This is a genomic window from Mediterranea sp. An20 (assembly GCF_002160055.1).
Classification (GTDB): Bacteria; Bacteroidota; Bacteroidia; order Bacteroidales; family Bacteroidaceae; genus Bacteroides; species Bacteroides avicola.
Genome location: NZ_NFJV01000003.1, coordinates 94,143 through 120,434 on the forward strand (window position 1 = coordinate 94,143; position 26,292 = coordinate 120,434).

Consider the following 26,292-nt stretch of genomic DNA (forward strand, 5'->3'; position numbering starts at 1 on the left):
ACTTATGCCTCGTGCGTGATGGCGTGGACAATATGTCCGCCCCACACATGGGCTTTTATCAGGAACAGCGGCGGAACCGTGACGGTCTTTCCATAGAAGATGGCGGCCACCACCTCGCCGCCGCACCGTTCTATCTCTTCCTTGTAGTCGGTAAGGCTCTGGCCGCTCGTGAACACGTCGTCCACGATGATGATTCTTTTTCCCCTGATGTCTCCTGTGATGCTGTAGTTCCTTTCAAGGATGCGCTCGCTGCCCTTGCACTCGTGCAGGCTCTCGCGTTCACTGTGCACATCGACATCCTGCAGCCCCGAGGTGAGTTCCTTCCGGTGGGTCGTGATGTACCAGTCAAGCCGCTTGAACCGCCGGCCGTACTTTATCCAGTTGCTGCACGGCATGAACATGACATGACAGGAAGCGGTGTCCACCGGCAGGGCGGCCAGGCAAGCCTTGAAGAAGTCGATGCCGTTATTCTCTCCCTCCTTGAAGGCATAGAGGGAGCGGCAGAACACGCGCTGTTCCTCGCTGAGCAGCCTTTTGTACCGCGACGGATAATAATGGCCGTAGAATGTCACGCTGATGCCCCGGAAACGGAAAGGCTTGAGCGGATGCCTGTCCTCGTAAAAGTCGGGATGGGCGAAGCAGAACATACGGCAGGCGTCCCTGTGCCCGGCCAGCACAGCCAGACGGCAGTGGCGGTCACGCTCCTCGGCTTTGTCGGCGAGCAGAGCGGCGGCAAAAGCGGCTTCCCCGGCTTTCTTCCGCCAGTAACCGGCCAGACAGGACAAGCCTATTGCTATGCCGATCAGTATCAGAAACACCAGTCTCGGTTCCATTATAATTTTTCTGGTTTCACAAAATAAAGAACGTATTGTTCTAACTTGTCTGAAATATAACTCACATCTGGGTTTTTAATGTCTGTCACGAAGATAAATCCAAAATCATCGTGCCCGATCATTATAACCCTTAAATCAGGTATAAACAAATTGACTGCGCATTTCTCTGTCAGGTCTATAACCAATTTAGTTGTGATTTCTGAAACCTCGGTAATTGTGTCCGTCCTTTTGTCGTTTGCATATATCGAGTGGGAACATTGCAAATCCTTCAAGAAAGACTTAAATTGACCTCTAAAGCGTTTTCTTGTCGCATTATCTACACCGAACACGTTCTCTACTAATTCTTCATACGTCATAAAGAATTTAGGAAATACAGTGCATCTGCACACAGACAGAGAAGGGTCTTTATCTAATTTGCAAACATCAATATGTGATGTCAAATGGAAAGTATAATATTTGTCCAGCTCTTTCAATTTCATAATATGGATAATGTTTGGTGGCTAACCAACCTTTTCAGGGGAAGTTAAACCGCTTGTTATAAGCTGTTTCTTATTCATTTGTTTTTCTATATGGGCCAAATTTGATTTTCTTAATAACCGAATTAGGCAATGTTGAATTTGATAAAAATAAGACATCAAGAATCTTATCTTTATGCTTACAATAACTATCAAGTTCTGACATGACTATATCAGGACTTGATATTATAAATAAGCTATAATTATAAACAAATGCCTTTTTCATAAAAGTAACTTTACCTTCCACACTATTATCCAAATACGCATAGAATAGAGCCCTGTTATTCTGATACAATTCGATGAAGTCGGCAGGATGAAAATAATAATACGAATAGATATCCTTTTGAGGATGATAAGGCATAAATAATTTCTTGCCTACCATATATGAATATGCCGTTTTCAGTATGCTATTTATGTTGTCAATCATAGCACTCTTGTCCGTTTCGTTTTCTTCTTTCTCTACATTAAAGAATTTAAATAGAATATCCTCAATATTATCCCCATTGTATGTGATACAATTTTTTGATAGTTTTATGTGCCGACTAAACTCCCAAGAATATGGTGAAGAGAAAAGAAACGATTGGAAAAGTTTATTTCTATAATGCGCCTTGTCTTTCAAGTTAGACCGATTCACGTTAATAATATTCAGATACGAATAAAGCTTTGTAAATTCATTATCAGATGAATTTGAATGAACACGGTCAAATATCAAAGTCTGTAAGCATTGTGCAAATCCCCAAATCGCCAGATAATCCCAATACATAGACTCTGAATCTTCGTAACACCTACTAATTAGTGTATTCACCTTCTCCCCATATTCAAACAAATAGAAGCTGGGGCATATTTGAAATAGATTTCTGAATTGCTTATCAGACAATCTGAACCGGTCATTTCGACTATCCGTTCTTTGAAAGATTGCCGTCAGAACTGCCAAGTCTATATTGTTATGGCAATTATATGATGCATTTTCAGAAATACCTGTTATTATATTTGGTTTCATTATTTTCTGCTTATAATGTTTGGTTACTAACCGACCTTTCAGCGAGGTTTAGGCGTATGTTATCACACTGATTATTCTCTATAATACCAATTACTCCAAAATAAATCCATCATCTATCATCTGCCGTACTCTTTCAGATACATAAACATTATGAGTCTTGTCTATTTTTACAGCTACAAAATTTCTCTTTATCCAAAGATAAAAAGTATTTTGCCATTTTAAAAATTCATTGCTTTTAGAAACTAATACTCCATCTGCCAAATATTTAGTAATTCCAGATATACTTCCTCCTATCATTTTTTTATTTGCCACGTCAATATATGCTCTATCAAAAGTCAATATATCACTAATCATAAAATTAGGTGTAAATATCTTTTCAAAAGACACAGCAGACTCTATTTCTTCAATTTCTACCGTATGCTTGTCTTTGTACACAATCACTCTATTCCAATCATTTTCACCGAAATCACTAATTTGTATGGGCCTCAAATCAAATCCTGCCAATGGCATTGCTGATACAGATATCTGTTTTTCCTTAAAATATTTGTCTAAGAGAACATAATCTTCTTTTATACAATATAGTTTTATCTTCTTCGCATTCATATTTTACTTATAAAAATGAATTGTACAGTTCAAAGGCCTAATGTGTAGGACTTCTAAATCTTAAATAGCTTTCATTTTTCCACTTACAGATTACCCATTTTTTGTTGTTTTCCTACTTAATGATATTCAACAACCTAATTAGTTTGTGGATATATAATATTCGGCAGCGTTCCGCGTTGACTTTTACCGATTTAACAAAGGTAACAGATTCCACCTGTCCGGCAAAATTTCCATCAGATATTCTTTCTCCTTTTTTTATCATACATCTCCCTGTATGTCGCTTCCGGGACTCTTTTACCCTGTGTTCCACCGCCATCCGTCCCTGCGACCTCCAGCACTTATTTTGCAGCGAAAATACTTGGCCGTCACAATCCCGCCAGTACCCGGCCAGCCAGAACAGGCATGTCGCTATGCCTACCGGTATCTTTCGTTCTTCCAATCGCCGGGCATCCCCATAGCCCGGAACACCAATGTTGGGCAGTTTGTAGCCGTTAGGAGGTACAGGTGTCTGTTAGCATCGTTTCTTAATCCAGTTCTGCACGAGAGAATAAATCCATAATCAATGTTTCATTCTCACAGGCGTCCTTGAACTTTAATATAAATTCTTTTAAGGCATCTTTATCTTTTGAATAGGCACAGAACATGCTTCCTTCCGGGTCAAAACTTATCTTTTCGGACAACTCCGGTACTTGTTCTTCCACAAAGACACGAGCTAAGGACTCCCAGTCATAGCCGTTCCCCTCAAAGCCCTCGTCTTCTCTTGCTTGGAAAATTTCTGCTTTGTATTCTCCAACATTCAGGCATACTGAAGCTGTCGATTCATGATCAACCCAAAAGAATGGTGCTATTTTTTCGTCTAATCTATCCATATTGTTATTCCGATTTAGCCCAACTTTTTATTGCAAATAGTTCATCAAACAACTCATCGGCATTTTGTCGTATGCCTGTACGATATTTTTTGGGAATTTTTTTTTGATTACGTTCCCACCATGCTTCAAATGTGTCTTTAAGATGTTTACGTTTCAATTCGTATATACACATAGCAGCCGTGTTTGGATATTTTCTTGCTATTGTTAATAGCATATCAAGATGAACCAACAATGGTTGGCGGCCATCTTCGTATGTCATATTAATTATATCCTCCTCAACTTTTTGTATATTTTTCAAGACATCATAAAAATATGCCATGGGAACCAAATCTGCACATGTGTTTTCGTGTGGCAGTATTCCTGTAATCTTATTTAATCCCATAATTCTATTTTTGAGTTACTCAATATTCGGTGGATAATCAACCTTTTCAGGGCGATTCTTCCGCTTGTTTGCATCATTTCCAATTTTATTCAATACAAGAGAATGGATTCATAAGCAGCACATAATTTTCAGTCATTTCAAAGATTTAGAATTGATAAACCCACAGTTCCTCAAAAACAAAATCCAAATCTAAGAAATCTGTTATTTTTTCAAAATCATCATATTCATTAGGTAAGGGAAGGCCAATACCATTAATGTTATCCACTTGTACAAATCCAGACCAGGCTACTTGAGATGAAGTGTTTCTTATTACATCTTCAACAGTCATTCCTGCCCATAGCTTGTTATCATAAACTCCATTGAACTTACTGCTACAAGATATTTCAGATATAATACCATTCTTTCCATAATATAAAGTAATCATATTACCATTAATTGACATGGAGTTCCCATCTGACAATTTTACATCATAGTGAGAATGTATTCTCTTTTGTACATCAAATACATTCTCACCAATGGATATTCCGCCAATAGATTTTCCTGGAATGATTATATTGGAAATATTCATTTCTTTTCGTCTTTAATATTTAATTATTGATGCTAATATCTGGCAGCATTCCGCGTTATTCAGCCGGTCTGCTGTTTGTTAGTCACCTTATTTTTATATTGGCAGTGTTTTTTCTCGTGATACAAGCATTCTACCTCTATCATCATAAAGCGTAAATAGTCTTTGGGATTCTGATATGAGCATATCTTCAAAAGAATCCCATGACAAGAGAGAGGTAGCATCTCTACTTTTACAGAAATGAACCCTTCCATTTTCAGAATCTATATAGAGCCTTGAGCCATCATATCTATATCCTCCGATAAAAAAATAAGTGTCTTTTGCGTTTTTAGGCCTTTCATAAACGTTTGGCTCAATTAAGCCATAAGGCTCTGGAATTGCATTCGGATTTCGATTATATGATTTTCTCATTCCATACAAACTGAAATGAAAGAAAAGATGTAATCCATTTGTATCAGTCATTAGAAACGAGCGGAATTGAGCTGGGATCTCTCTTTTCAAATCTCGTTCTAACTTTATAATGTCATCTTCATTCAGCGTAGCAAAAACGCAAAAATTATATGCTTCAGGAGCAATGAAAGGAGCATGACCATATTCCTTTGTCCCGTTTCCATAATCTTTGCATCCATACTTTTCAAAAGTCTGAATGTATTTCTTTATTTCTGTAAACGCACTCATATTCTTTTCCTTTTTTTAAGCGACTAATGCTGTTTGTCAGCGTTCCGCGTTGACTTTTACCGATTTAACAAAGGTAACAGATTCCACCTGTCCGACAAAATTTCCATCAGATATTCTTTCCCCTTTTTTATTATCGCACATCCCCTGTATGTTGCTTCTCGGCCTCTTTTACCTTGTGTTCCACCGCCATCCGGCCCTGCGACCTCCAGGGAATTATTTTGCTGCGAAAATACTTGGCCGTCACAATCCCGACAGTACCCGGCCAGCCAGAACAGGCATGTCGCTATGCCTACCGGTATCTTTCGTTCTTCCAATCGCCGGGCATCCCCATAGCCCGGAACACCAATGCTTGGTGGATAATCAACCTTTCAAGGAAGATTAATCCGTTTGTTAGTCGCATATTTACAATTTTGACAAAAGGACGTTCAATCCTTTAATATCTTCTTTATCATCTTCATACCTTAGAGCGTTTCTATAAGAATGGTTACTTATACAGACAGTTCCTATTTCTGGAATATCTAACACATCGGAATCAGGTATTAACAATCCATACAAGATGCATTTGCCTATGTACTCTGAATGTTCCCGAAATAGTGGGATTTGTTGCAACCTTCGGACTATCTCATTGAGTGCCTCTTCTTTTTCCTGCTCCCTGATTGCCGACAGAGGCAACAGAAGATGAAATAGCACATCTCCATATTTTAACTTTGCCATACGCAACAGCTCCGGATATGTGAGATATTTCAAATGAAAGTTGCCACTAACCTCACCGATCATAAAGTCATTCAAAAAATAGTAAGTACAACAAGGATGAAATTCTATTGTCAATGCAATATCACTGCCGATAGGAAGAACCAGCGACTTCGGATTTTCAATCTCTCCCTCATTTTCTGGTGTTTTTAAATCCCATTGAGATAGATTGCTCCAATATTCTGTAAATCTCTTCTTATCTAATGATGCTGGTGAATATTTTTCATCCCACATCCAATCAAAATTCTCATCATTTTCTTTGTCAAATGCGTTTATATGATGATGTAGTATCACGTTCCAAAAAAAATCATTTGAGAACGAATATTCTTTTTCAGATATTACATTCATTTACTTCTTCATTTTAATTGCAACTAATGTTTTGTGACTTTCCATCATTGGGTGATGCAGATTCCATTAGCACGATATTTCCTTTTTGAGCCAGTCGTCAATAAAAGATCTTGCCTTATCTACATTTTTAGTGCTCCATGTTAGATAAATCACTAACTCTTCATTCCCATCAAAGGTGTCTTCCCAGACTTCCAATACCTCTTCATCACAATTTGTTTGAATGATTCTGACAATTCTTCCTGTCTGTTTAGACTTAGCCGAGAATATGGAATTTCCATCCATGTCTTTCTCCTGATTGGAAAAACATGTATTATAAAAAGGAATAATCCAGTTATCCAAGCTGTTCTTATGTTCATCGCATATAGAACAAAATAACTGAATCCAATATTGCTCTAATGCAAGATATGTTTTGCTGTTTTCTAAATAATCTTCAAACATAATTTTATGCCAATGTTTGACAGCGTTTCATTTATTCAGTCGCACTGCTGTTTGTTACTGATCATTCTTTGGTAAAAGGAATCCAATTCGCTAATCATAGAACGCATCTCTGATTTTCTTATTGTTATTTCATCTATTTTAGTTTCATCAATTTCAAGAGAATTGTTATCATACGATGCTGTTACAACAAGTATCCTCACCTCGTCATTATGATCCAAAACAAATGAATAAACATCATTATCTTCTATTGTCGGCGTGGAGAGTTTATATCTATAATCTTCACTGCCATTAGCCGGGAAAGTTATTTCCAACAAGTTTTTCACGGCATCCATCTTGGATGCTTGAAACAAGACTTCATTCTCACAAGGCATCGAGTAGCGATACCATCCATCTAACAGTATGGGTATCTCGCTATTTAATGTTGATGTTGCAACACATGGGTATATTTTACCATTTATACACAAACAAAATATCCCGTTAATCCATGTAGAATCATCATCATTCCATTCAGGAACAATGTCAATCCAGAAAGCGAATTTATATGGATCTCCTATTATCATTCTTTTATGTATTAATCAATGTCTGACAACAAATTGCTATTTGGAGCGTTTGAAGTGCATGTTAGCGATACATTCTTTTAATTCTTATATCCTTTTTCTAATTCAAATATAACCTCTTTCAGTAAGTCATATTCTTTATTATTTAAATCTCCATGCGCTAACAATCCGCAAAGATTAGAATATATCTTATCAGAAACATGCTGATCAGCATCACTCTGAAAGGAATGTATTAGTCTCTTATAATACTCATTCCATTTTTCCTAAAGCTCTCCATTTATGAATTTTCCAACAATTGTCTCACAATTATTGATGAAGTAATTCCAATCACCAACCTCAAAAATCTCTTCATGTTCTCCATCAAAGGCATAGAGCTTTTTGTCTTTCGAATGCCATAAAAGCTGTACCCAGTAATTATCCGAATACTTTACCAATGAAAGATATTTCTTCCTTTTCCAAGTCAATTCTACTGCATCCTCTAATTTATAAAATTCAATGTACTTGCTATCAATTTCCCCAGAAAATTCGATCCTGAGATTCTCATTTTTGAAGAAATCTACCATTTCTTTAGGCAGCCTGTAACACTTTACTATCGCTTTCAAGGCTTCTTCATTATGAAAATTCTCAGGTTCCAGATTCTTGATATATTCAATCATTTCTTGATTCTTGTTTAGTAATGCGATTGTATATGGTCTCTCACCGTACTTGCTTTTAATAGTCAAATCAGCACCTTTCTCCACAAGCCATTTTACCAAGTCAATAGAATTGCGTTGTGCCGCTACCATAACAGGAGTTTCCTGTTGGGTAAACATCATATCATATTCATGGTAATTCAAATCTGCCCCATAATCCAAAAACATCTGGGCTAATTTCTTGTCTTTTTCATAAATTGCAGATCTCAGGCAATTACTTCCATATTTTTTTACTGTTATGCCATGTTTTTCAAACACATCAATGTTCTTGAAATTCTTTCCAAAGAAAATATCATCATATATTCTTTTACATTGTCTTTTGGTCAGTTTTTCCAAGGCTCCGTGTCGTATAAATAGCTCACATATTTCAGTTGTACAAAAACGGGCTGCAGCCGAAATCGGTGTTCCCCAATCTCCCTCTTTTGCTCTCACATTTGCTCCCTTTTCTAAAAGCCACCTTATTGCCTGTTCATTGTTACACTGGATTGCTATCTCTATGGGAGTAATATCTGTATATTCGCTCAAGACTATTTTTTGGTCTATATCCCAACCGTTCTTATATTCTTTTTCTAAATTGTCAATATCACTATTTATGATATTTTCTACAACCTTGGGGACTACCTCAAAAGTTCCCATATAACCTATTTTGTACATAAATCCGTTATTTCTATATTGTATGTTTTCTGACTAAATATCCCTTATGGGAGGTTCAGCCGCTTGTTATTCACTCATTTTACCATATCCGGTAGTTGTTCAATATTGTATTGATTGTTCCAAACAAATCTATAATCTTCTAAGTTATATAATTCAGGACGATTAAAATTTTGCATCACATAATCTTTCCCATCTGTAGTTAATATTATACTATCTTGATAACAAAATTCGTCAAGAAAAAAAATATTTTGCTTGTCATTGCAATTCTTTAATTGCATATCAGGATAAAGGAAATAGTTATATTTATTACATCCTATTGCTCTTTTTTTATTTTCTATATGGAAATCGAATTTATTATCATCAAACTCGCAAATCCTTATTACGAAAAATTTTTTATCAATAAATTCTTTCCCATCTTTTCCAAATACTTTCAATTCAGTTGCCTCAAATCGGCCATAAAGTTGATTGCTAATCATAAAGTTTAAAAAACTTTCAGATACGATTTTTAAGTTATAATTTTGGGGAAACCAATCAAATGATGGCTGCACTTTTGATTTGATATGCAGATACAAAATTTCAGGCATTTTAAATCGTGTATCATATGTTGGAAATCCATCTTTAGGAGGATAATACATTACCCAATCCCCTAAAATAGATACTTGTTTTTTAGGACAGTACTTATCCGAAAGCCAATAATCCTCATATAAAGGAAGCAACTTAAACTCTTCAATTCTTGCTGGTGTATAAAACCATATATATAGTTCCTGCTTATCCATAATCTTTACTCTTAAAGTGAATGATGTTTGCTGGCCAACTTACCCCTTATGAGAGGTTCAGCCGCTTGTTATGTATCTATTCTTCTTCATTCATATTCTTTATTTTTTAATGTTTCCATTTTTATCAAATTAATGTCTGACAGCTAATCGCCCTTATGGGCGATTGAGGTGCGTATCAACAACTATTCTACTACTATTCTTATTTTTTTATTTGCTGTTCCCGTTTCCCAATATTCTTGGTTCTCTTTAATGAATAATATAATTTCGTCATATAGCAGGTTATTCCGGCCTCTGAGTTTCTCAGCATTACGAAAACAAATGGTAGTATCATTATCCAGCCAGCATAAATCTCTAATACATTCATCCGCTGCATCCCAGTTGTTCCCAAAATAATCAGGAAACGCCAATTCATCTTTTAACAAGTTGAAAAAGCTACTTTTCCCCCATACCTTATTGAGATTGATAATTATTTTATTCATCATTTATGTAGTTATTAATGTACGACGTTGCTCCACTTATTCAGTCGGTCTGCTGTTTATTATCGGTTTATTCATCATTTATACCCGTAGATTACAAACGTATGTTCATCTTCCTTCTCAAATGGTATATGATACTTATGAAGAATTTCTACCAATATATTTGATTTATCTATGATTTCAGGATTTACTAATCTTCCTTTGTACATTTTATCCAAAGGCTGTATTGCCATCCATTCAATATTAAAGAATGGTGGCGGGGCGTATTCCCAATCTTCATATATAAGTTCCCAACCTCCATAAATCGGAAGCGTCGGTACTTCAAATACAGAAGAATGTTCAATCTCATCAGTCAAAAGTTGAACACCATATATGGGTTCAAATTTCGGAATAGAAAGAATAGCGGTTTGTAATTTTAGCCACTTGGAATCATTCATTATAGAAGATAGCCCTCTCCGTCTAACTATCACCTCTACTTCATCTTTCAAATCTGTACAGTTAGAATTGATAAATTCCTTATACTGACTGTAAATTGTATTTATATCATATATCTCCATACTTTTAATTCTTATATCCTTTTTTCTAATTCAAGTATAACCTCTTTCAGTAAGTCATATTCTTTATTATTTAAATCTCCATGCGCTAACAATCCGCTAAGATTAGAATATATCTTATCATAAACATGCTGATCAGCATCACTCTGGAAGGAATGTATTAGTCTCTTATAATACTCATTCCTGCTTTCCGACAGCTCTGTCATTTGCTCCAATCGTCTAATAATAAATTCTTTCGTGTTCATTCTTATCTGTAATGTCTGGCAGCGTTCAGCTTCAGTCGGTTTGCTGTTTATTAGCGGTAATCAATTCATCATGAAATTCAGTACATAAAAATTCCATCACATTATCGTATGCAATTATCAATATATGATGTAGTCCCTTCTTAGAAAAGGTAGGATTGACAATCTCTCGTATAGATGACACGGTCTGCCCTTTACCCTTTATATTGCTTTCAAACATTTCGTAATCGTACAACTGGAATTTCATTACTCCATTGAATACAAATCTCAGATTAAAATCACTCACAGTGTTATCTACAAAATTGCATAGGCTATTATGGGAGACATTTACATACACTTCAATAGTTTGAGGATTTATAATATTGATATACTCAATTATTATGGCATCTCGTCCACCAATAAAGCCTATGCTTGTTGTTATATCTTTTATTTCCATTCTTCTGTACTTTACCGATAATGTTCAGCGAACTATCAACCTTTAAGGGTGATTTATCCGTTTGTTATTGACGCATTATTTGTTCGCAAAACTAACATCGTCGAATCCTCAATCCACTTTGAAAATTTTTTAAATGTTGAATATATTATACCTGAAGGTATCTTCATATCATAATATTTATTGTCTACATTGTCTTTTGTCAGCAGCCATTCGTAACCCTGTTGCTCAATAAGGAATACATAATATCCCTGAAAGCACTCTCCATGATAGGAAAGTATGTCGATATTGCTTAAAGGTACATTATGGCTGTAATCAGAAGCATAGCCCCAAATATTTTCAATCAGTTTATCCGTTAATACGGGTGCTGTTAAATTCTCGAATGGCATTTGTCGTTGTCCTTTCAGTTGAACTACTTTTAATATAGGCTCCATTTCTGCTGACAATAAGGCACATTGCCCGATGTCGCCAACCATATTATTCCTTATCCATAGACAATAATTGATGAATATTGGCTCCTCATCTATTTGCCATAGGATAGCTTCTATTGCGAACTTGGATTTATTCCCGAAAATATTTTTTTGTTCTTTCATCATCGTCAATAACGTTGGGCAAATAATTGATTTCCGAGGCAATTTATTTGTTTGTTAGCCACCTTATCTTTATATTGGCAGTGTTTTCTCATGCGGTACAAGTCCTTCCCCTCTATCATTATAAAGGGTTGAAAGCCTTCTTGTCTCAGATAAAATCATTTCTTCAAAAGAACTCCAACCTAATAAAGAGGTCGCATCCCGGCGTTTACAAAAATGAACTGTTCCATCGTCTGTATTTATATAGAGTTTGGATAAATCATAATCATATCCTCCTATGAAAAAATAGGATTCCTCTGCATTTTTAGGCCTCTCAAACCTATTAAGCTCGGATAAAGAGAACGGTTCAGGAATAGCTTCTAAACTCCTGCAATATGATTTTCTCAGTCCATAAAAGCATAGAGTAGTATTAAAAAGATTTAGTCCGTTCGCATTTCGCATGAGAAATGAACGATATGCAATAGGAATTTCCCGGTGCATATCCTGTTCCAACTCTATAATTTCCTGTTTACTTAATACCGAAAAGACACGAAAATTATACGCTATGGGAGCAATAAAAGGCGCATGACCATATAATTTTGTCCCGTTTTCGTATTCCTTACATCCGTACTTTCCAAAAGTCTGAATGTATTTCATTATCTCCGTAAACACTTCCATATTTACTTTTTATTTTTTAAGCGACCAATGCTGTTCGATAGCGTTCAGCGTTGACCTTTAACCGTTTAACAAAGGTAACAGATTCCACCTGTCCGACAAAATTTCCATCAGATATTCTTTCCCTTTTTTATTATCGCACATCCCCTGTATGTTGCTTCTCGGCCTCTTTTACCCTGTGTTCCACTACCATCCGGCCCTGCGACCTCCAGCACTTATTTTGCTGCGAAAATACTTGGCCGTCACAATCCAGACAATGCCGGCAGGCCGCCGCAGGGGTGAGCCGGAAAAATCTTCCTCTCCGCCGTCGAGCGTATTTTCCCGTCCAGCCTTGTATGGTTGTTCCTTGCCGCCTTTTCAATGCAGAAAAATAATCCTGGAGTTCGTACATAGGGCGAACGGAGGGAAAATAAAAACAGCAAACAATGTCGAACAATTAAAAAATTGAAGTTATGACGGAAGAAATCAGACAAGACGGTAGCACAATACTGTCAAGCACCAGCGAACACGCAATCCCAATGATTTTCAACAACCTTTGCGGAAAGAACTTTTCAGGCAAGGAATATCGGGACTATATCCGAAATGTTGCCCCCGAAATGGGCTTCAGACCCGGACGTATCGAGCTTTATAGGGACGGCCGGCTGCTGAAATGCGGCGACATACCCAAACTTTGAACTGAAGTATAAACACTCTAAATTGAAAAATATGGAACCGACTAACATTCATCCGGCGGAAGCATATCTCCGCAACGCGGAAAATCCCCCATCACTGTATGTGAGAATTAACGGGAAACGCAGACGGCTGTTCATCAACCGTGACGAAAACATCATCGGAATTGTCGCACCGGGAAAGCGCAAAATGGGCTATGTCTTTTCAGACTGGAAGTCCATTGAGAAAATATATTATCCGTCCGCCAATGTTGAAACGGACAGGGAGAGAAAACTGGTCTTGAAATACAAAAGACTCGCCGCTCTTGCCACGCATACTAACGCTTGGCTTCGGGATATTGCCGCAGCCGACCCGGAGAAATCCCTCTACGAAAACAACATAACAACAGGAACAAGTATTGACGGAATGTGTATCAGCCTGGCAAGGATTGAGAAGTATTGCGGCAGCGTGCGCATGGAGCTTTTCAGAAAAGCACTGAAAGATGGAAAGAGTTACTCTACCAGTCGTTTTGACTTTTGCGGATATGATGGTACGCTCTGGTGCGAGCCGCGTGACAACGGCGACATGATTGCCGGATTCAGCAAGGAATACAGAGATTGTGGAAACGGTTACTATTACCTGCTTATCAACGATGAATATGTGATTGGCTACGATATTGATTAATCCGTTTCGGAACAAGGCAGAGCCGTGTCGGGCAAATGACCCGATACGGCTTTTTATGTTTCCGGTCTGCCGACGGCAATTACCTTTATACCTTTCCATTCCCTTTTCTACCTGCCCGGCATCCTCCCTTTCTATTCCACGGCGTTTCCGCCTGTTCAGCCGTGCGACCTCGGGGGATTGGATTTTTCAGCAAAGGTAACCGGCGCTTTCCATTCCTGCCAATGCCGGCATTCTGCCCGTAGGGTCTCGGAAAAATCTTCCTCTCCGGCTGTCGAGCGTATTTTTCCTTACCGCCCTTGGCGTATGGCTACCGCCACCTTTCAAAGCAGAAAAATAATCCCTGCGGTCGCAAACGGACCGAACAAAGGGAAGAAAATTAATTTAAAGGTTAAGCTATGAGTTACAACAAATTGAAATCACTGGCGGCAAATGTGGCTGCCATAGAAACAGCGGTGACTGTTTACGGAGAGCACAGGAAAGCCACACAGGAGGAAAAACAGGTGTTGGCGCAGTATTCGGGTTTCGGAGGCGTCAAGGAAGTGCTGGCCATCGGGACGCAAGTTCCCATACCCGAGGAACTGGCGGAGCAGATGAACCGTCTGCAGGAGGCTTTGAATGCCTTTGTTCAAGGAAGCAAAGCGGATTACAATCTCTTTCTGGACAGCATTAAGTCTTCCGTGCTGACAGCGTTCTATACGCCGAAATTCATCATTGATACCGTGGCAAGTCAGATACACGCCACATTCAGGGAGAACGGACTGCAGATGCGCAGCTTCCTCGAACCGAGTGCAGGCATCGGCGGTTTCCTGCCTGTCGCTATGGACGGCACATGCAGCTATGCCATTGAAAACGACATTATTACCGGACTTGTACTTTCTCTTTTGCATGATGATGCAACCACCGTGACAGGTGGGTTTGAAACGATAGACAGGCAGGAGCTGGAGCATCGGAAATTCGATGTCATTGCATCCAACATTCCGTTCGGCAATTTCCGTGTGTTCGATGCGGAATTTTGGAAAATGGGCGGCATCTACGAACAGGCAGCCAAGACCATTCACAATTACTTTTTTTTCAAGGTTATGGAGTTGCTGTCAGAGGGCGGTTTGCTTGCCTTTGTCACTTCAAGGGGCGTAGCCGACACGCCGGGCAACAAGTTCGTGCGTGAGTACCTCGTGAGCCATGCCGACCTTATCAGTGCGGTAAGGCTTCCCGATACGCTTTTCATGCAGACGAGCGGCATCGAGGTGGGCAGCGACCTGCTCATATTCCAGAAGCATACGAACAAGGCATCCCTCTCGCTCCGGGAGAAAGCTTTCCTGCAAGTCACAAGGGAAAAGGCAAATGCGGACGGAACGATGACGGAATACGCCAACAAACTGTTTTCCCTGCCGAAGACCGTACTGGCGACCGACAGCGGCATTGTCAGGAACCAACACGGTAAGTATGTCCGTAAATACAGGTGGTCTGGGGACGAATGCTCCATGTCCCGATACCTGTCCGCCCTGCTGCAGTATGACCTCGCCCGGTATTTCCACAAGAGCCTTTTCATCGGACAGGACGATGCGCCTGTGCAGATGTCACTCTTCGGGGGAACGGCTGCCGTCATGCCGGAGAAAGGCCGGAGGGCATACACCGGGGATATGCCCGAATGGATAAAGGAGGGTGCGATGGTGCTCTTCGAGGGACAGGTTGGCACGCTCCGCTTCCGCAAGTCGAGCTTCTACGAGGGAACGGCGGTGGATTTCGTGCCGCTGGACGAGGGAAAGGTCAATCTGGAGAGGGCGTCCGATTACCTGCCGCTCCGGGAGGCGTATTTTGAACTCTCAACGAAAGAGCGGGAGGAAGAAAAGGAACAGACAGCCTTGCGTGAACGGCTGAACGCCCTGTATGACGCATTTGTCGCCAAGTGGGGGTGCTTCCACGAGAACGACAACAGGGAGTTTGTCATTCAGGACAGTTTGGGAATGGAGGTCTATACCATTGAAATGCAGGTCGGCGACAACATCTTCAAGTCCGACATCATGCGTGAGCCGGTGGCATTCAAGAAGATAGACACCAATGTAACGCTGGCGCCGCTCGAGGCGTTGGCAAGCAGCCTCAATTTCTACGGCAAGGTGAAGATGGACTACATCGTGCAGTCCACAGGCACGGAAGTGGAAGAGGTCACGGAAGCCCTCAAAGGCGAGGTTTTCTACAACCCCATAGCCGGAGAATGGGAACATAAAGGCAAGTTTCTCGCAGGCAATGTCATTGCCAAGCATAAGGAACTCATGTCATGCCTTGACGACCTGTCCGGCAGGGAAAGGGATTGGACGGAAATCTCTGCAAGGGCACTGGAGAGCGTAACCCCCGAACCGATACCTTACGAGGAACTCGACATCAACATGGGCGAACGGTGGATTGACACGAAGATATACGCCGATTTTGCGGCGGAGCTGTTCGGTGTGGAAACCGAGGTGATGTACTTTGATGTGAATGACACCTATCTTGTGCGGCTGAACGGCTATTCTCCGGCGGCTTACAACACCTACACGGTGCGCAACTGCAACGGCGAAGACCTGTTCGTCCATGCCCTGCATGATACAGTGCCGGAAATAACAAAGGAGATTGAACGCAACGGCGACAGGGTGCGTGTGCCGGACGAGGAAGCCATACAGGAGGCATCCACCAAGATACAGGAGATTAGGGAGCGGTTCAACGCATGGCTCGACAGCCAGCCGCTGGAGGTCAGGGATGAACTGGTTAGGGTCTATAACGAGCGGTTCAACTGTTTTGTGAGGCCGCACTATGACGGTTCGGCGCAGACCTTTCCGGGGCTGTCATTCGAGCACTTCCCCTACAAGGAGCTTTATCCCTCGCAGAAAGATGCCGTCTGGATGCTTAAGCAGAACGGCGGAGGTATCTGTTGGCACGAGGTGGGTACTGGTAAGACGATGATAATGTGCGTGGCGGCTTATGAGATGAAACGCTTGGGATTGGTACAGAAACCTCTGATTGTCGGCCTGAAAGCCAACGTGCACGAGATTGCCGACACGTTCCGCAAGGCTTATCCGTCTGCCAAACTGCTCTATCCGGGCAAGGAGGACTTCACGCCTGCCAACCGGAAAGAGGTGTTTGCCAAGATACAGAACAACAACTGGGACTGCATCATCCTGACACACGACCAGTTCGCGAAGATACCGCAGTCGGAAATAACCATGATGGAGATTTTCACGGAGGAACTGGCCGATGTGGAGCGTTGCCTCGAGGTGCTGGAGAACTCCACCATGCGCTACCGCAGCAGACAGATGCAGAAAGGGCTGGAGAAGCGACAGGAGAACCTGAAAGCGAAACTCGCCGAATTGCAGGAGAAAATCAAGGCTCGGAAAGACGATACAGTGGACTTTCATTCGATGGGCATAGACCACATTTTTGTGGACGAATGTCAGGTTATAAAAAACCTGATGTTCCAGACACGCCATACAAGGGTGGCGGGCATCGGCAACACCAAAGGCTCGCAAAGGGCGATGAACATGCTGTTTGCCATCCGTGACATACAGCACCGCACAGGCCGGGATTTGGGGGCGACACTACTTTCCGGCACGGTGGTTGTCAATGCGCTTACCGAACTGTATGTGATGTTCAAATACCTGCGCCCGAGGGAACTCCGCAGGCAGTCCATCAGCTGCTTTGATGCGTGGGCGGCGATATTCACGAAGAAGTCTGCCGACTACGAACTGAACGTGACAGGCTCAATCCGGCGGAAAGAGCGTTTCCGTTCTTATATCAAGGTGCCGGAACTGGCGATGTTCCTGCGTGAGATTACCGATTACCGTACCGCCGACATGATAAACCTCGATGTGCCGGAGAAAAACGTGCGTTTCCTTTCCCATGCCCCGACCATCGAACAGGAGGAAATGATTGGACGGTTGGTTTCCTTTGCGCGCAGCGGAGAGTGGGAAGACCTCGGCCTCGATATTCCCGAACCGGACAATCTCGACAAGGCGAAGATGCTCATCGCTACCAACGTGGCACGGAAGATGTCGCTTGACATGCGCCTTTTGGGTGACAGGTTCAGCGACGACGCAGGAAACAAGGCTTCAATCTGCGCAAGGACGGTCTATGACTATTATGTGCGCTCCAATGCCAACCGGGGTACGCAGTTCATATTCAGCGACCTTTCCACCTACAAGCCTAACGTGTGGAATATCTACACCGACATCAAGGACAAGCTGGTGCGGCTCGGCATCCCGGCTGATGAAATCCAGTTTATCCAGTGTGCCACCACGGAGAGGGCGAGAAAGAAGCTCTTTGCCGACATGAACAGCGGCAGGGTGCGTGTGCTGTTCGGCTCGACTACCATGCTCGGTACAGGGGTGAACGCCCAGCAGCGGGCGGTGGCGGTGCATCATCTCGAGATACCTTGGAGGCCTGCGGACATGGAGCAGCGCAACGGTCGTGCGGTGCGCAAGGGCAATACCGTCAAGCTCTGGGGCGGCAATGTGGTGGATATAGTCATCTATGGCACGGAGAAGACGTTGGATGCCTACAAGTTCAACCTTTTGCGTAACAAACAGATGTTCATCAACCAGATTAACAACGGCACGATAGCCGTGCGCCGTATCGACGAGGACAGCATGGACGAGGACAACGGCATGAACTTCGCCGAGTTCGTAGCCATTCTCTCCGGGAATACCGACCTCTTGAACAAGGCGAAACTTGACAACAGGATTATGCAGTTGGAAAAGGAACAGGCCATTTTCAAGAAAGGGCGCATCCGTGCCGAGCACAAGATGTCAGCCAACAGGCAGGACATCGAAAAGGCGGAACGGTTCATCGGACAGGTCAAGTCCGACAGGGAATACATCGAGGCATACGCAGGAGAGCGGACAACCCTGCTGCTGAACCTGCCGCAAGCCACGGCGGAAGAGACCGGGCGTGAACTGCACCGCATAGCGAAAACATACCGCAGCGAAGCATACGCCACCATAGGCAGCTATATGGGGCTGAACCTGCTGGTGCGCAGCGAATATGACTTTTCCGGGACATTCGACCGCAACACGTTCTATGTCGAGGGCAGAAGCGGATTGAAATACCGTTGCGGCATGTCGGGAGCGTTGCCGCTGGGATTTGTCGAGTCGGCGCAATACCCGAAGAATGCACTGGAAAAACTGCCGGGCATCATCGACAATCAGCGCAAGAAAATCGCGAAACTGCAAAGCGAACTTCCCACCTTGCAGGAAATCGTCAGCCGCAGGTGGAGCAAGGCGGACGAACTGGCAAGGCTCCGGCAGGAATGCAGGGACTTGCAGCGGCGGATAGACGAGGCCCTCAAGGAAGCGGAACAGAAACCGCATCCGGCACAGGAGGACATCGACAAAGCCGCCTGACCGTAATTCATATTTTAACCTTTACTCCCTGTCCGGTCGTATGGCCGGGCAGGTTTTTCTGTATGGTACGCCCTGTGCGGCCGCCCTGCCTTTATAGGCCGGCATCCTCCCTTTTTTATCCTCTTTCCCTTTTTTACCGTTCCCCTTTATACCTGCCTGTCCATCCTTTTATATCTTTCCTTATCTTTGTCTTCGCAGCCAGTCCTACCTTCCCGGCTTATTGTTCCGCGAAAGTAACGGATTACGGCTGCTCCCTACAAATCCTGCAAGCCTGCGGTGTCCGACGGAAATCTTCCTTCTCGTGGAGAAGCGTATTTCTGTCGCCAGATTTGTACGCTTGCCGTCATCACTTTCAGATGCGGAAAAATAATTCCGGCGAAGGTCTGAAAGGACCGAACGCAGGGAAAAGAAAAAAAACGAAATAAAAAATTTGAAGTATGGAAAAGAAAATCAGTGAGAAAAAAGTGGTCGTTGACGGTTTGACGTTAAAACTTCTGCGTAAGGATGAAAAATGGGTCTTCCCGTTTGTTACCTACTACCAGCACGGACTGGGCAGCCCAATCTGTCTGGAATTGCTTGAATATAAAGAAGACAGCAACGGTTTCGAGCCGGAGGCAGTCATAACCGTCAATCTTCCGGGTGTGGAGCGTAATGCCGGCTGCCAGTTCATCGACACGAACAACAACGGAGAAGCGGTGCTGGACTGGCTCGTGCTTTATGAGTTGGGTGTACCGACCGGCAGATATGCCGCCTCCGGCCATTGCATGTATCCCGAAGTGGACTTCTACCGGAGCGAGCGTTTCATGCGGCAGAAAGAATTTTGCGACAGGCATTTCAACTTCGTCGGCTGACAGGCAGGGGAAGGCAGTCATATTGGGCTGCCTTCATTGCCGGCAATTCCCTTTTTATGGCATACCGTCCCGGCATTTCATCCCTTTTCTATCCGGCTTTTCCCGCCCATGAAGCAAGGTAGGAGGTCTGTGCCGCTGTCCGCTCTTCAATCCAAGGTACGGAGGCTGTGCCGGAGCACCGCCAGTCCGATTCTTGCCGCTCCATGCCGGAGCTTCGACGGATGTCGAAACAACACGGTATTCCGCTATGCAAGACTTCCTGCCGGATCTTGCTCTGGCACATTCCGCCTTTAATCCGTATCTTTCCTTTCCGGGCCGGCAGTGTCATGGACAAACGGTGACACATCCCGCTTTGCGCCGGCCTCCATATATTCCGGCAGATCTCAAGGCGGAAAGAGTCCCCTTTCTGTTTGCCCGGCAGACCGCTGTTCTCTACCCGCCCGAGCCGTTGCTCCCCTTATATCATCCTTTCCCTCTGCTTTTATATCCGGCAGGCCGTCCGTACAGTTATAATCGGTGCGACTTTATGCTTTCTCCGGATGCTTTCTGGCAGTCACCGGTCTGATTTTACCGCTGCAAATATAGGCCGTCGCGCCTGTCCCTTACGTTTTGAAGTGCATTTCTTGCAAATTCTTCCTTGACAGCCGGGGCTGCCAAGAGTAATTGGCAAGAAAAAACGACGTGTGCGGCTTTGCCGACAGCCTTTGGTTGCAGCATAAAATCCCGACAGCGGTTCAGACAGAAAGGAACCGAAAAGAGGGAAAATAAAAAAAGGTAACGGCAGGACCAACCACCTTGCCACAAAACATTTTTTATTATGTTACATGTACACACTATCGGACGCATCGGCAAAGACTGCCAGGTGATTGCAGGAGCACACGGCTCATTCATGGCTATGAACATAGCCGTTGACGATTATGCAAAGGGACAGAACGTCACCACATGGGTAAAGGTAAGAAGCAACAAGGAGAACCACATCCGGTTGGCTGAATACCTCACAAAAGGACGGCTGGTACTTGTTGAAGGCACGCTGTCATCTTCCCTGTGGACGGACAAAAACGGGGAGAGCCAGATTCAGCTTTCCATTACGGCGGAGAGCATCGCATTCATCAATACAGGCAAGAAGGACAGCTCGACTGGCAGCCCGGACAACATGGCGACCACAACGGACAGCACACCCGTACCCCCTGCCGATATGCCGCAGGACGACAAGGACGATCTGCCGTTCTGACAAGGGCATACCGGTGGCGGTATGGACTATGGTATATGCCGTATCCGGCAGTCAGAATCACTGCCGGTATGGTGTATGCCGGTTTCGGTTTACACTCCGGACAGAAATAAGAATAATGTTAGAGATATGTGTAATTACGATTTTATAAAGGCTGGAAGCAAGGTTTTCTGGCATGACCCGGACGGCGGTTTGTCGGACGGTGTGTATCAGGTGGTGGATGTCCCGGAGGTAATCGAAGAGGACAGTATCATTTTGATAGCCTCGGACTATTCGGAGGCGGAAGTGTTCCCGGCGGAACTGTCGCCGCTGTGATTTTCTTCAGGTGGCATATCGGAGTTGCCCGATATGCTGCCTGTTCCGCCAATCCTTTTATACGATTTGTGGGAAATTCACCTTTTGTATTTGTCAAATATCACATTCTTTTATACCCATTTATAGCGTTCATCCACACCGTTTCTATGACCGGCAAGCCCGTCTTCCCTTTTCTATACGGCCGGGCCTTTATCCTCTCCTGGTCATTCCTGCTGTCACCGGCCATTGGTTTTATCAGATGCAAAGGTCGGCAGTCGCGCTTGATCCGTCGGTTTGAAGTGTATTTCCTGCAAATTCTTCCTTTCGGAGAAAGAGTAATTGGCAGGAAAAACCGCCGTATGAAGCTGTACCGACAGCCGGAACCTGCATCCATAAAACCCCAAAGGCGGTTCGGCAGAAAAGGACCGACAAGAGGGAAAATAAAAAAACGAGTTATTAACAAATTAAATTTTTAGAATTATGAAAGCAACAGACATGAAGTCAGTAGAAAAGAACATCGTATCAGTAGCATTGGCGGACATTCAGCCGAGTAATTACAACCCACGCAAGACCTTTGACGAGGCGAGCCTTGCCGAACTTGCCGACAGCATACGGCAGCAGGGTGTCCTACAGCCCATAGGTGTGCGCCCCATTGCGGAAAACCGCTTCGAGATTATCTTTGGAGAGCGCAGATACCGTGCATCGCTCATGGCAGGGTTGGAAACTATTCCTGCAGTCATTTACGAAGTGTCGGACGAGATAGCCGAAGAAATGGCGGTCACGGAGAACCTGCAGCGCAAGGATGTGACACCCATTGAGGAAGCCAACGCCTATCAGAAACTGATGGAGAGCGGACGACACGATGTACATTCACTGGCAGTCCAGTTCGGCAAGTCGGAAGACTATATCCGCACACGGCTCAAGTTTACGAACCTGATACCCGAAATCGCAGCCCTTTTGGAAACGGACGAAATCACTATCAGCGTGGCAAGCGAAATCTGCCGCTACGGTAAGGAGATACAGAGCGAGGTGTACGACAGGCATCTGAAAGAGGGTATCGTGTATAACAGTTGGCGTGGCATGAAAGCCGCAGATGTGGCGAGACTTATCGAAAGGAATTTTACGACCGACCTTGAATACTATTCCTTTGACAAGACCCTCTGCATGTCTTGTCCGCACAACACCAACAACATGACGCTGTTCTGTGAGGGCGGTTGTGGAAAGTGCGCCAACAGGAAGTGCCTTGAGGATATGAACACGGCCTACCTTGTGGAACGAGCCGTGCAGATGTTGGGCGAACATCCCACTGCCATGTTAGCCCGTAGTACCTACAATTCCAACGATATGGCTGCAAAGCGTCTTGTTGAACTCGGCTATGAGTTGGAAACGCTACCATATTATACGGATTATCCCGAAATGCCCGAAGAACCCGAAGCGGTCGATTACGAAACCACGGCGGAATATGAGGAAGCCCGAAAGGATTACGAGCAGGAGCAGGAGGACTACAAGGCTGAATGCGAGGACATACTGCGAGGAAGCACAGAGGGGGATATATCGCTCTATGTCATTGTCGGGCGTGATGACATTTCTCTCGGTTACATGGAAACTTCTGCAATGAATACGGCTGGAAATGGTGCATCGGCAGACGAGAAGCCACTTTCACCGCTTGAAAAGTTGGAGAAGCAGGACAAGCGGAACAAGGAAATCGCCCTTGAAAAGACCGTTGCAGACACCAAGAAGCGGATTTTGGAGGTGGATGCCACCGAAACCAAGTTTGGTGCGGACGAGGACAAGATGATTTATTTCTTCCTCCTTTCATCGCTTCGCAAGGAGCATTACGCAGCGGTGGGCATCGACAGCGAAAATGTGTATTACCTTTCTGACGAGGATAAGTTCAATATCATTGAAAATCTTAACGGCAAGGCGAAAGCCGTCATCCGCAGGGATTTTCTGATTGCGAAGTTCCAAGAAGCATTCGGAGGCAATGCAGTAGCCACCCTCTTGCTCCAATTTGCGGAAAAGCACATGCCCGAAACGCTTGCCGAAATCCGAAAGGGCTATGATGAAGTGTACGAGAAACGCCACCAGCGCATCGAGGAAAAGAAAGCTGTCCTTGCCGTGCAGGATAAGGCGAAGCAGGAAACGGAGCAGCAGGAAGAACCGCAACCCGATGAAACGCCACAAGCTGAAGATGTAGCGGCTTGACTTTCATAATTCAGTTCAGAAGCAGGGCGGAGCAATCCGTCCTGCATACTGGCGTGTGCCGGCAATGCCTTTTATAGCAGGGAACGGCGGCATAACGCCGCCATCCGTTTATAACCGTCTGCCATCCCTTTTTCAAAGCCTTGTATCCCAAGGCTCATTCCCTTTATACCGTTTTGGATTCCCATGTTTCAGCCTCCATGCCGTCACCGCACGGGTTTTCTACGGTGCGAATGTAGGCTGCCGCGCCTGTTCCCTCCGTTTTGAAGTGGATTTCCTGCAAATTCTTCCTTGCCGGGGCAAGAGTAATTGGCAGGAAAAAACATCGGGAATGGCTTCTCCGGCGGCCTCTCCCTGCACCGAAAAACCCGAAGCGGCTCCGGTTGCAGGATGCCGAACAGAGGGAAGAAAAAAATTATTAATCATTAAAAATTCAGATTATGGACAACATTAAGGAATCTAAAGAGTACAGGCTCGCAAAGGAGTGGGAAATGGCGGTAAACGACTTTGGTTTCAATCCGAAACGATTTGCTGCGGCAATTCCTGACATGCACCCCACGCTTCAGCAGAGCCTTTACCGGCTTATCCGGGAGTGCATCAAGGTCATGGCGGACGACAGCCGCCGTTATGATGACCGCAACAGGGCGTCACACGAGGAGGCGAAGTGCATCATGGAATATCTCAACGAACACGGACGTAACATACCATTAAAATAAGGAGGGCAATATGAAGACAAAGGAAATCCAGTTTGACGGCAAAAAATACATCTGCCGCATCGTTGAATCAATCGACGGGGAAGAATTGCTGATTGGCTCCACCGAACTGCTTGACGCATTGCAGCCGGGCAGTTTTGAAGATGCCAACGAAGGCTTTGCCGGTGAAGAGGCGGAATACCTCTATGACGAGGTGTTCTACTTTACCGACCGGGGCAACTTGAAGCTGCCGGACAAGGAGCTGGTTGAAGTCCTGAAGGAAAGCAACCCGGACTGGTTCGAGTAACCGGACAAAAAGGCCGCATCGGACACCGCCTGCATCACCGTGCGGGCGGTGTTGCGTTTTAGGTTGGATATGCAGCATCACTAACATGTAGAAAAAACAGCAAAACACGTTTCGACTATATGTCATTCGACTGTTTTGTTTATCCATTTTAGCACTGTTCCCCATAAGGGTATATTGGCGATAAGCAAAAAGGCAAGAGAGAACAGGAAAAAGTAACACCGGGCAGGGCTGAACTTGCGTCCTGCATAGTGCTGCATGACCGCCTTCCGCCGGGAGGACGGATATATCCTGCCGGGCAGATAGACTATTACCGCGCTACAGACAATCATGGCGATTGTAAGGAAATCGCGTACAGGAGGGTCGAAACAGAAAACGATGGTCAGCATCGGCCCAAGGACAACAACCATGATGCAAAGCATCAGCATACTATCCCCGTCGGGTCGATTCGGTTCGCCTTTGTAATGCTGCTGTGCCATTTCTCCCAACCAGAACAGATAGTCGAAGAAATAGTAGTGCCGTGGCTGCTCTTGCTCTTTATATTCCTGTTTCCTCATAAAGCTCTCCGTTTTTCAGGCTACTCACTTCATGGAGAAGAACCCCATAATCCATAATACCAGAAGGAGGAACAGCAATACACCATGCCAGAAACGCACCGCCCTCTCGCCGAAGATTTCACGCACCAAGTTCCAGCCCCGTGTGCCCCCCTGGTAAGTCCACTTCCATCCGCATATCACCCCGATAAGCCACAGCAGCAGGATGCCGCCGGCTATCAGGTAGCCGTAACGGGGATTCTCAGCTATCTTTTCAGAAAATTTATTTATCAGTTCGTCCATGCTCATATCGTTGTTTAAAATCTATAACTCAAATTTCTTTAAACGCCACGCTTACAAATTTATTTCCGTCAATTAGGTGTTTGATTCTTTCTGATACAAATAATTCTTTAGACAGATCAAGGCAACCAAATTCTACATCCAATTTTTCTTTTTCTACGACAAGCTGATAAAAAAGATATTCTTTTGTTTCTTCTAAAATCTTATAGCTCGATTCTTCTAAGTTAATGCATTTTGTAGGATTGATGATATTGAGTATTTTATACTCACATGTGATTAACTTATCCGAAGAATTAAAAATATCTACATCCAGCCATTGATGATCAACTGTGATTATCTGCTCAACAAAATCCCGAAATTCTGGACTCAAGATATAAATATTAAAATTTATACATAATAGACTTTGTTGCAGAACCAAGTTATCATCACCGTATGCCTTTGCTATAAACTGCATGTTATCTAAGTTACAGCCAGAATTTATCAGCCAGCCATAATCATCTTCCAATTCTATAATTAAATCTTCATCTGTAATATCAGAATTGAAACTTTTTAATAAAAAATATTTTTCCATTTTCATC

At 43.6% G+C, this 26,292-nt stretch carries 30 protein-coding genes and 1 pseudogene; 9 read left to right on the plus strand and 22 right to left on the minus strand.

What is annotated here, in order from left to right; all coding sequences use genetic code 11:
• Positions 1-2: 2 nt before the first annotated feature.
• The 19 genes from B5F34_RS02905 to B5F34_RS03000 form a co-directional block, all read right to left on the minus strand.
• Entirely contained in the window at positions 3-833 is an 831-nt protein-coding gene (locus tag B5F34_RS02905; RefSeq protein WP_087334877.1) for a phosphoribosyltransferase family protein, read from the minus strand.
• Complete coding sequence (locus B5F34_RS02910) at positions 833-1,312, minus strand: hypothetical protein (protein ID WP_087334879.1); 480 nt, start codon at positions 1,310-1,312, stop codon at positions 833-835. Before B5F34_RS02910 ends, B5F34_RS02905 begins: the two co-directional genes overlap by 1 nt.
• Positions 1,313-1,382: 70 nt before the next feature.
• Positions 1,383-2,111, minus strand: coding sequence for a hypothetical protein (locus B5F34_RS02915; RefSeq protein WP_140392938.1), 729 nt, complete (start codon positions 2,109-2,111; stop codon positions 1,383-1,385).
• 327 nt (positions 2,112-2,438) lie between these two features.
• On the minus strand, positions 2,439-2,951 hold the full coding sequence (locus B5F34_RS02920; protein ID WP_087334883.1) for a hypothetical protein: 513 nt from the start codon (positions 2,949-2,951) through the stop codon (positions 2,439-2,441).
• 524 nt (positions 2,952-3,475) lie between these two features.
• Positions 3,476-3,820, minus strand: coding sequence for an immunity 51 family protein (locus tag B5F34_RS02930; RefSeq protein ID WP_087334886.1), 345 nt, complete (start codon positions 3,818-3,820; stop codon positions 3,476-3,478).
• Positions 3,821-3,824: 4 nt separating this feature from the next.
• The gene (locus B5F34_RS02935; RefSeq protein ID WP_087334887.1) at positions 3,825-4,202 is read right to left on the minus strand and encodes a hypothetical protein; all 378 of its coding nucleotides are present in this window, start codon (positions 4,200-4,202) and stop codon (positions 3,825-3,827) included.
• 145 nt (positions 4,203-4,347) lie between these two features.
• The gene (locus B5F34_RS02940; RefSeq protein WP_087334889.1) at positions 4,348-4,770 is read right to left on the minus strand and encodes a hypothetical protein; all 423 of its coding nucleotides are present in this window, start codon (positions 4,768-4,770) and stop codon (positions 4,348-4,350) included.
• A gap of 93 nt (positions 4,771-4,863) precedes the next feature.
• Positions 4,864-5,445, minus strand: a complete 582-nt coding sequence (locus B5F34_RS02945) for an SMI1/KNR4 family protein (RefSeq protein ID WP_087334890.1) — start codon at positions 5,443-5,445, stop codon at positions 4,864-4,866.
• 402 nt (positions 5,446-5,847) lie between these two features.
• Positions 5,848-6,543 (minus strand): Imm19 family immunity protein, encoded by a 696-nt coding sequence (locus tag B5F34_RS02950; RefSeq protein ID WP_087334891.1) that lies wholly within the window; start codon positions 6,541-6,543, stop codon positions 5,848-5,850.
• A 66-nt stretch (positions 6,544-6,609) separates the two neighbouring features.
• A complete protein-coding gene (locus B5F34_RS02955) occupies positions 6,610-6,981 on the minus strand; it encodes a hypothetical protein (RefSeq protein ID WP_087334892.1) in 372 nt (123 codons plus the stop codon).
• 35 nt (positions 6,982-7,016) lie between these two features.
• The gene (locus B5F34_RS02960; RefSeq protein WP_087334894.1) at positions 7,017-7,541 is read right to left on the minus strand and encodes an immunity 42 family protein; all 525 of its coding nucleotides are present in this window, start codon (positions 7,539-7,541) and stop codon (positions 7,017-7,019) included.
• A 260-nt stretch (positions 7,542-7,801) separates the two neighbouring features.
• Positions 7,802-8,884, minus strand: a complete 1,083-nt coding sequence (locus B5F34_RS02965; RefSeq protein ID WP_087334896.1) for an ankyrin repeat domain-containing protein — start codon at positions 8,882-8,884, stop codon at positions 7,802-7,804.
• Positions 8,885-8,958: 74 nt separating this feature from the next.
• Positions 8,959-9,660 carry an Imm43 family immunity protein gene (locus B5F34_RS02970; protein WP_087334898.1) on the minus strand — a complete coding sequence of 234 codons (702 nt, stop codon included), beginning with the start codon at positions 9,658-9,660 and terminating at the stop codon, positions 8,959-8,961.
• Positions 9,661-9,842: 182 nt separating this feature from the next.
• On the minus strand, positions 9,843-10,142 hold the full coding sequence (locus B5F34_RS02975) for a barstar family protein (protein ID WP_087334900.1): 300 nt from the start codon (positions 10,140-10,142) through the stop codon (positions 9,843-9,845).
• Between the two features lie 71 nt (positions 10,143-10,213).
• A complete protein-coding gene (locus B5F34_RS02980) occupies positions 10,214-10,693 on the minus strand; it encodes a DUF6678 family protein (protein WP_087334902.1) in 480 nt (159 codons plus the stop codon).
• Positions 10,694-10,704: 11 nt separating this feature from the next.
• The gene (locus tag B5F34_RS02985) at positions 10,705-10,935 is read right to left on the minus strand and encodes a hypothetical protein (RefSeq protein WP_140392939.1); all 231 of its coding nucleotides are present in this window, start codon (positions 10,933-10,935) and stop codon (positions 10,705-10,707) included.
• A gap of 31 nt (positions 10,936-10,966) precedes the next feature.
• Positions 10,967-11,368 (minus strand): hypothetical protein, encoded by a 402-nt coding sequence (locus B5F34_RS02990; protein ID WP_087334906.1) that lies wholly within the window; start codon positions 11,366-11,368, stop codon positions 10,967-10,969.
• A 53-nt stretch (positions 11,369-11,421) separates the two neighbouring features.
• Positions 11,422-11,961 (minus strand): Imm42 family immunity protein, encoded by a 540-nt coding sequence (locus B5F34_RS02995; RefSeq protein WP_087334908.1) that lies wholly within the window; start codon positions 11,959-11,961, stop codon positions 11,422-11,424.
• A gap of 66 nt (positions 11,962-12,027) precedes the next feature.
• Positions 12,028-12,612 carry an SMI1/KNR4 family protein gene (locus tag B5F34_RS03000; protein WP_087334910.1) on the minus strand — a complete coding sequence of 195 codons (585 nt, stop codon included), beginning with the start codon at positions 12,610-12,612 and terminating at the stop codon, positions 12,028-12,030.
• 449 nt (positions 12,613-13,061) lie between these two features.
• Here B5F34_RS03000 and B5F34_RS03005 point away from each other — a divergent pair, with 449 nt between their 5' ends.
• The 9 genes and pseudogenes from B5F34_RS03005 to B5F34_RS03055 all read left to right on the plus strand — a co-directional run bounded on the left by B5F34_RS03005 (position 13,062) and on the right by B5F34_RS03055 (position 24,884).
• Positions 13,062-13,283 (plus strand): hypothetical protein, encoded by a 222-nt coding sequence (locus tag B5F34_RS03005; protein ID WP_087334913.1) that lies wholly within the window; start codon positions 13,062-13,064, stop codon positions 13,281-13,283.
• Positions 13,284-13,314: 31 nt separating this feature from the next.
• On the plus strand, positions 13,315-13,941 hold the full coding sequence (locus tag B5F34_RS03010; protein WP_087334915.1) for a hypothetical protein: 627 nt from the start codon (positions 13,315-13,317) through the stop codon (positions 13,939-13,941).
• A 395-nt stretch (positions 13,942-14,336) separates the two neighbouring features.
• On the plus strand, positions 14,337-19,310 hold the full coding sequence (locus tag B5F34_RS03015) for an N-6 DNA methylase (protein ID WP_087334917.1): 4,974 nt from the start codon (positions 14,337-14,339) through the stop codon (positions 19,308-19,310).
• A 437-nt stretch (positions 19,311-19,747) separates the two neighbouring features.
• Positions 19,748-20,161 carry a DUF4313 domain-containing protein gene (locus tag B5F34_RS03025; protein WP_087334919.1) on the plus strand — a complete coding sequence of 138 codons (414 nt, stop codon included), beginning with the start codon at positions 19,748-19,750 and terminating at the stop codon, positions 20,159-20,161.
• An 817-nt stretch (positions 20,162-20,978) separates the two neighbouring features.
• A complete protein-coding gene (locus tag B5F34_RS03035) occupies positions 20,979-21,392 on the plus strand; it encodes a single-stranded DNA-binding protein (protein WP_087334923.1) in 414 nt (137 codons plus the stop codon).
• A gap of 126 nt (positions 21,393-21,518) precedes the next feature.
• Positions 21,519-21,701 (plus strand): annotated as a pseudogene (locus tag B5F34_RS03040) (hypothetical protein); the annotation flags it as partial.
• A 462-nt stretch (positions 21,702-22,163) separates the two neighbouring features.
• On the plus strand, positions 22,164-23,888 hold the full coding sequence (locus B5F34_RS03045) for a ParB/RepB/Spo0J family partition protein (protein WP_087334928.1): 1,725 nt from the start codon (positions 22,164-22,166) through the stop codon (positions 23,886-23,888).
• 437 nt (positions 23,889-24,325) lie between these two features.
• A complete protein-coding gene (locus tag B5F34_RS03050) occupies positions 24,326-24,601 on the plus strand; it encodes a hypothetical protein (protein ID WP_087334930.1) in 276 nt (91 codons plus the stop codon).
• Between the two features lie 10 nt (positions 24,602-24,611).
• Positions 24,612-24,884 (plus strand): hypothetical protein, encoded by a 273-nt coding sequence (locus B5F34_RS03055; protein ID WP_087334932.1) that lies wholly within the window; start codon positions 24,612-24,614, stop codon positions 24,882-24,884.
• A 122-nt stretch (positions 24,885-25,006) separates the two neighbouring features.
• On the opposite strand, the gene B5F34_RS03060 is transcribed toward B5F34_RS03055, so the two are convergent.
• Genes B5F34_RS03060 through B5F34_RS03070 form a run of 3 tightly spaced genes read right to left on the minus strand, consistent with a single transcriptional unit; the run spans position 25,007 to position 26,291 of the window.
• Positions 25,007-25,438, minus strand: coding sequence for a hypothetical protein (locus tag B5F34_RS03060; RefSeq protein ID WP_087334934.1), 432 nt, complete (start codon positions 25,436-25,438; stop codon positions 25,007-25,009).
• Positions 25,439-25,462: 24 nt separating this feature from the next.
• Entirely contained in the window at positions 25,463-25,717 is a 255-nt protein-coding gene (locus tag B5F34_RS03065) for an immunity 17 family protein (protein WP_204245570.1), read from the minus strand.
• Positions 25,718-25,745: 28 nt separating this feature from the next.
• Positions 25,746-26,291 carry a hypothetical protein gene (locus tag B5F34_RS03070; RefSeq protein ID WP_087334939.1) on the minus strand — a complete coding sequence of 182 codons (546 nt, stop codon included), beginning with the start codon at positions 26,289-26,291 and terminating at the stop codon, positions 25,746-25,748.
• Position 26,292 lies beyond the last annotated feature (1 nt).

Coding starts and splice junctions, on each gene's coding strand:
- B5F34_RS03065 (WP_204245570.1), bottom strand. CDS start 25,717: ATGGACGAACTGATAAATAAATTTTCTGAAAAGATAGCTGAGAATCCC.
- B5F34_RS02995 (WP_087334908.1), bottom strand. CDS start 11,961: ATGATGAAAGAACAAAAAAATATTTTCGGGAATAAATCCAAGTTCGCA.
- B5F34_RS03055 (WP_087334932.1), top strand. CDS start 24,612: ATGAAGACAAAGGAAATCCAGTTTGACGGCAAAAAATACATCTGCCGC.
- B5F34_RS02955 (WP_087334892.1), bottom strand. CDS start 6,981: ATGTTTGAAGATTATTTAGAAAACAGCAAAACATATCTTGCATTAGAG.
- B5F34_RS03060 (WP_087334934.1), bottom strand. CDS start 25,438: ATGAGGAAACAGGAATATAAAGAGCAAGAGCAGCCACGGCACTACTAT.
- B5F34_RS02970 (WP_087334898.1), bottom strand. CDS start 9,660: ATGGATAAGCAGGAACTATATATATGGTTTTATACACCAGCAAGAATT.
- B5F34_RS02990 (WP_087334906.1), bottom strand. CDS start 11,368: ATGGAAATAAAAGATATAACAACAAGCATAGGCTTTATTGGTGGACGA.
- B5F34_RS02985 (WP_140392939.1), bottom strand. CDS start 10,935: ATGAACACGAAAGAATTTATTATTAGACGATTGGAGCAAATGACAGAG.
- B5F34_RS03000 (WP_087334910.1), bottom strand. CDS start 12,612: ATGGAAGTGTTTACGGAGATAATGAAATACATTCAGACTTTTGGAAAG.
- B5F34_RS02920 (WP_087334883.1), bottom strand. CDS start 2,951: ATGAATGCGAAGAAGATAAAACTATATTGTATAAAAGAAGATTATGTT.
- B5F34_RS02940 (WP_087334889.1), bottom strand. CDS start 4,770: ATGAATATTTCCAATATAATCATTCCAGGAAAATCTATTGGCGGAATA.
- B5F34_RS03070 (WP_087334939.1), bottom strand. CDS start 26,291: ATGAAAATGGAAAAATATTTTTTATTAAAAAGTTTCAATTCTGATATT.
- B5F34_RS02965 (WP_087334896.1), bottom strand. CDS start 8,884: ATGTACAAAATAGGTTATATGGGAACTTTTGAGGTAGTCCCCAAGGTT.
- B5F34_RS02910 (WP_087334879.1), bottom strand. CDS start 1,312: ATGAAATTGAAAGAGCTGGACAAATATTATACTTTCCATTTGACATCA.
- B5F34_RS03015 (WP_087334917.1), top strand. CDS start 14,337: ATGAGTTACAACAAATTGAAATCACTGGCGGCAAATGTGGCTGCCATA.
- B5F34_RS02980 (WP_087334902.1), bottom strand. CDS start 10,693: ATGGAGATATATGATATAAATACAATTTACAGTCAGTATAAGGAATTT.
- B5F34_RS02975 (WP_087334900.1), bottom strand. CDS start 10,142: ATGATGAATAAAATAATTATCAATCTCAATAAGGTATGGGGGAAAAGT.
- B5F34_RS02960 (WP_087334894.1), bottom strand. CDS start 7,541: ATGATAATAGGAGATCCATATAAATTCGCTTTCTGGATTGACATTGTT.
- B5F34_RS03035 (WP_087334923.1), top strand. CDS start 20,979: ATGTTACATGTACACACTATCGGACGCATCGGCAAAGACTGCCAGGTG.
- B5F34_RS02935 (WP_087334887.1), bottom strand. CDS start 4,202: ATGGGATTAAATAAGATTACAGGAATACTGCCACACGAAAACACATGT.
- B5F34_RS02930 (WP_087334886.1), bottom strand. CDS start 3,820: ATGGATAGATTAGACGAAAAAATAGCACCATTCTTTTGGGTTGATCAT.
- B5F34_RS03025 (WP_087334919.1), top strand. CDS start 19,748: ATGGAAAAGAAAATCAGTGAGAAAAAAGTGGTCGTTGACGGTTTGACG.
- B5F34_RS02915 (WP_140392938.1), bottom strand. CDS start 2,111: ATGTATTGGGATTATCTGGCGATTTGGGGATTTGCACAATGCTTACAG.
- B5F34_RS03005 (WP_087334913.1), top strand. CDS start 13,062: ATGACGGAAGAAATCAGACAAGACGGTAGCACAATACTGTCAAGCACC.
- B5F34_RS03010 (WP_087334915.1), top strand. CDS start 13,315: ATGGAACCGACTAACATTCATCCGGCGGAAGCATATCTCCGCAACGCG.
- B5F34_RS03050 (WP_087334930.1), top strand. CDS start 24,326: ATGGACAACATTAAGGAATCTAAAGAGTACAGGCTCGCAAAGGAGTGG.
- B5F34_RS02950 (WP_087334891.1), bottom strand. CDS start 6,543: ATGAATGTAATATCTGAAAAAGAATATTCGTTCTCAAATGATTTTTTT.
- B5F34_RS02905 (WP_087334877.1), bottom strand. CDS start 833: ATGGAACCGAGACTGGTGTTTCTGATACTGATCGGCATAGCAATAGGC.
- B5F34_RS03045 (WP_087334928.1), top strand. CDS start 22,164: ATGAAAGCAACAGACATGAAGTCAGTAGAAAAGAACATCGTATCAGTA.
- B5F34_RS02945 (WP_087334890.1), bottom strand. CDS start 5,445: ATGAGTGCGTTTACAGAAATAAAGAAATACATTCAGACTTTTGAAAAG.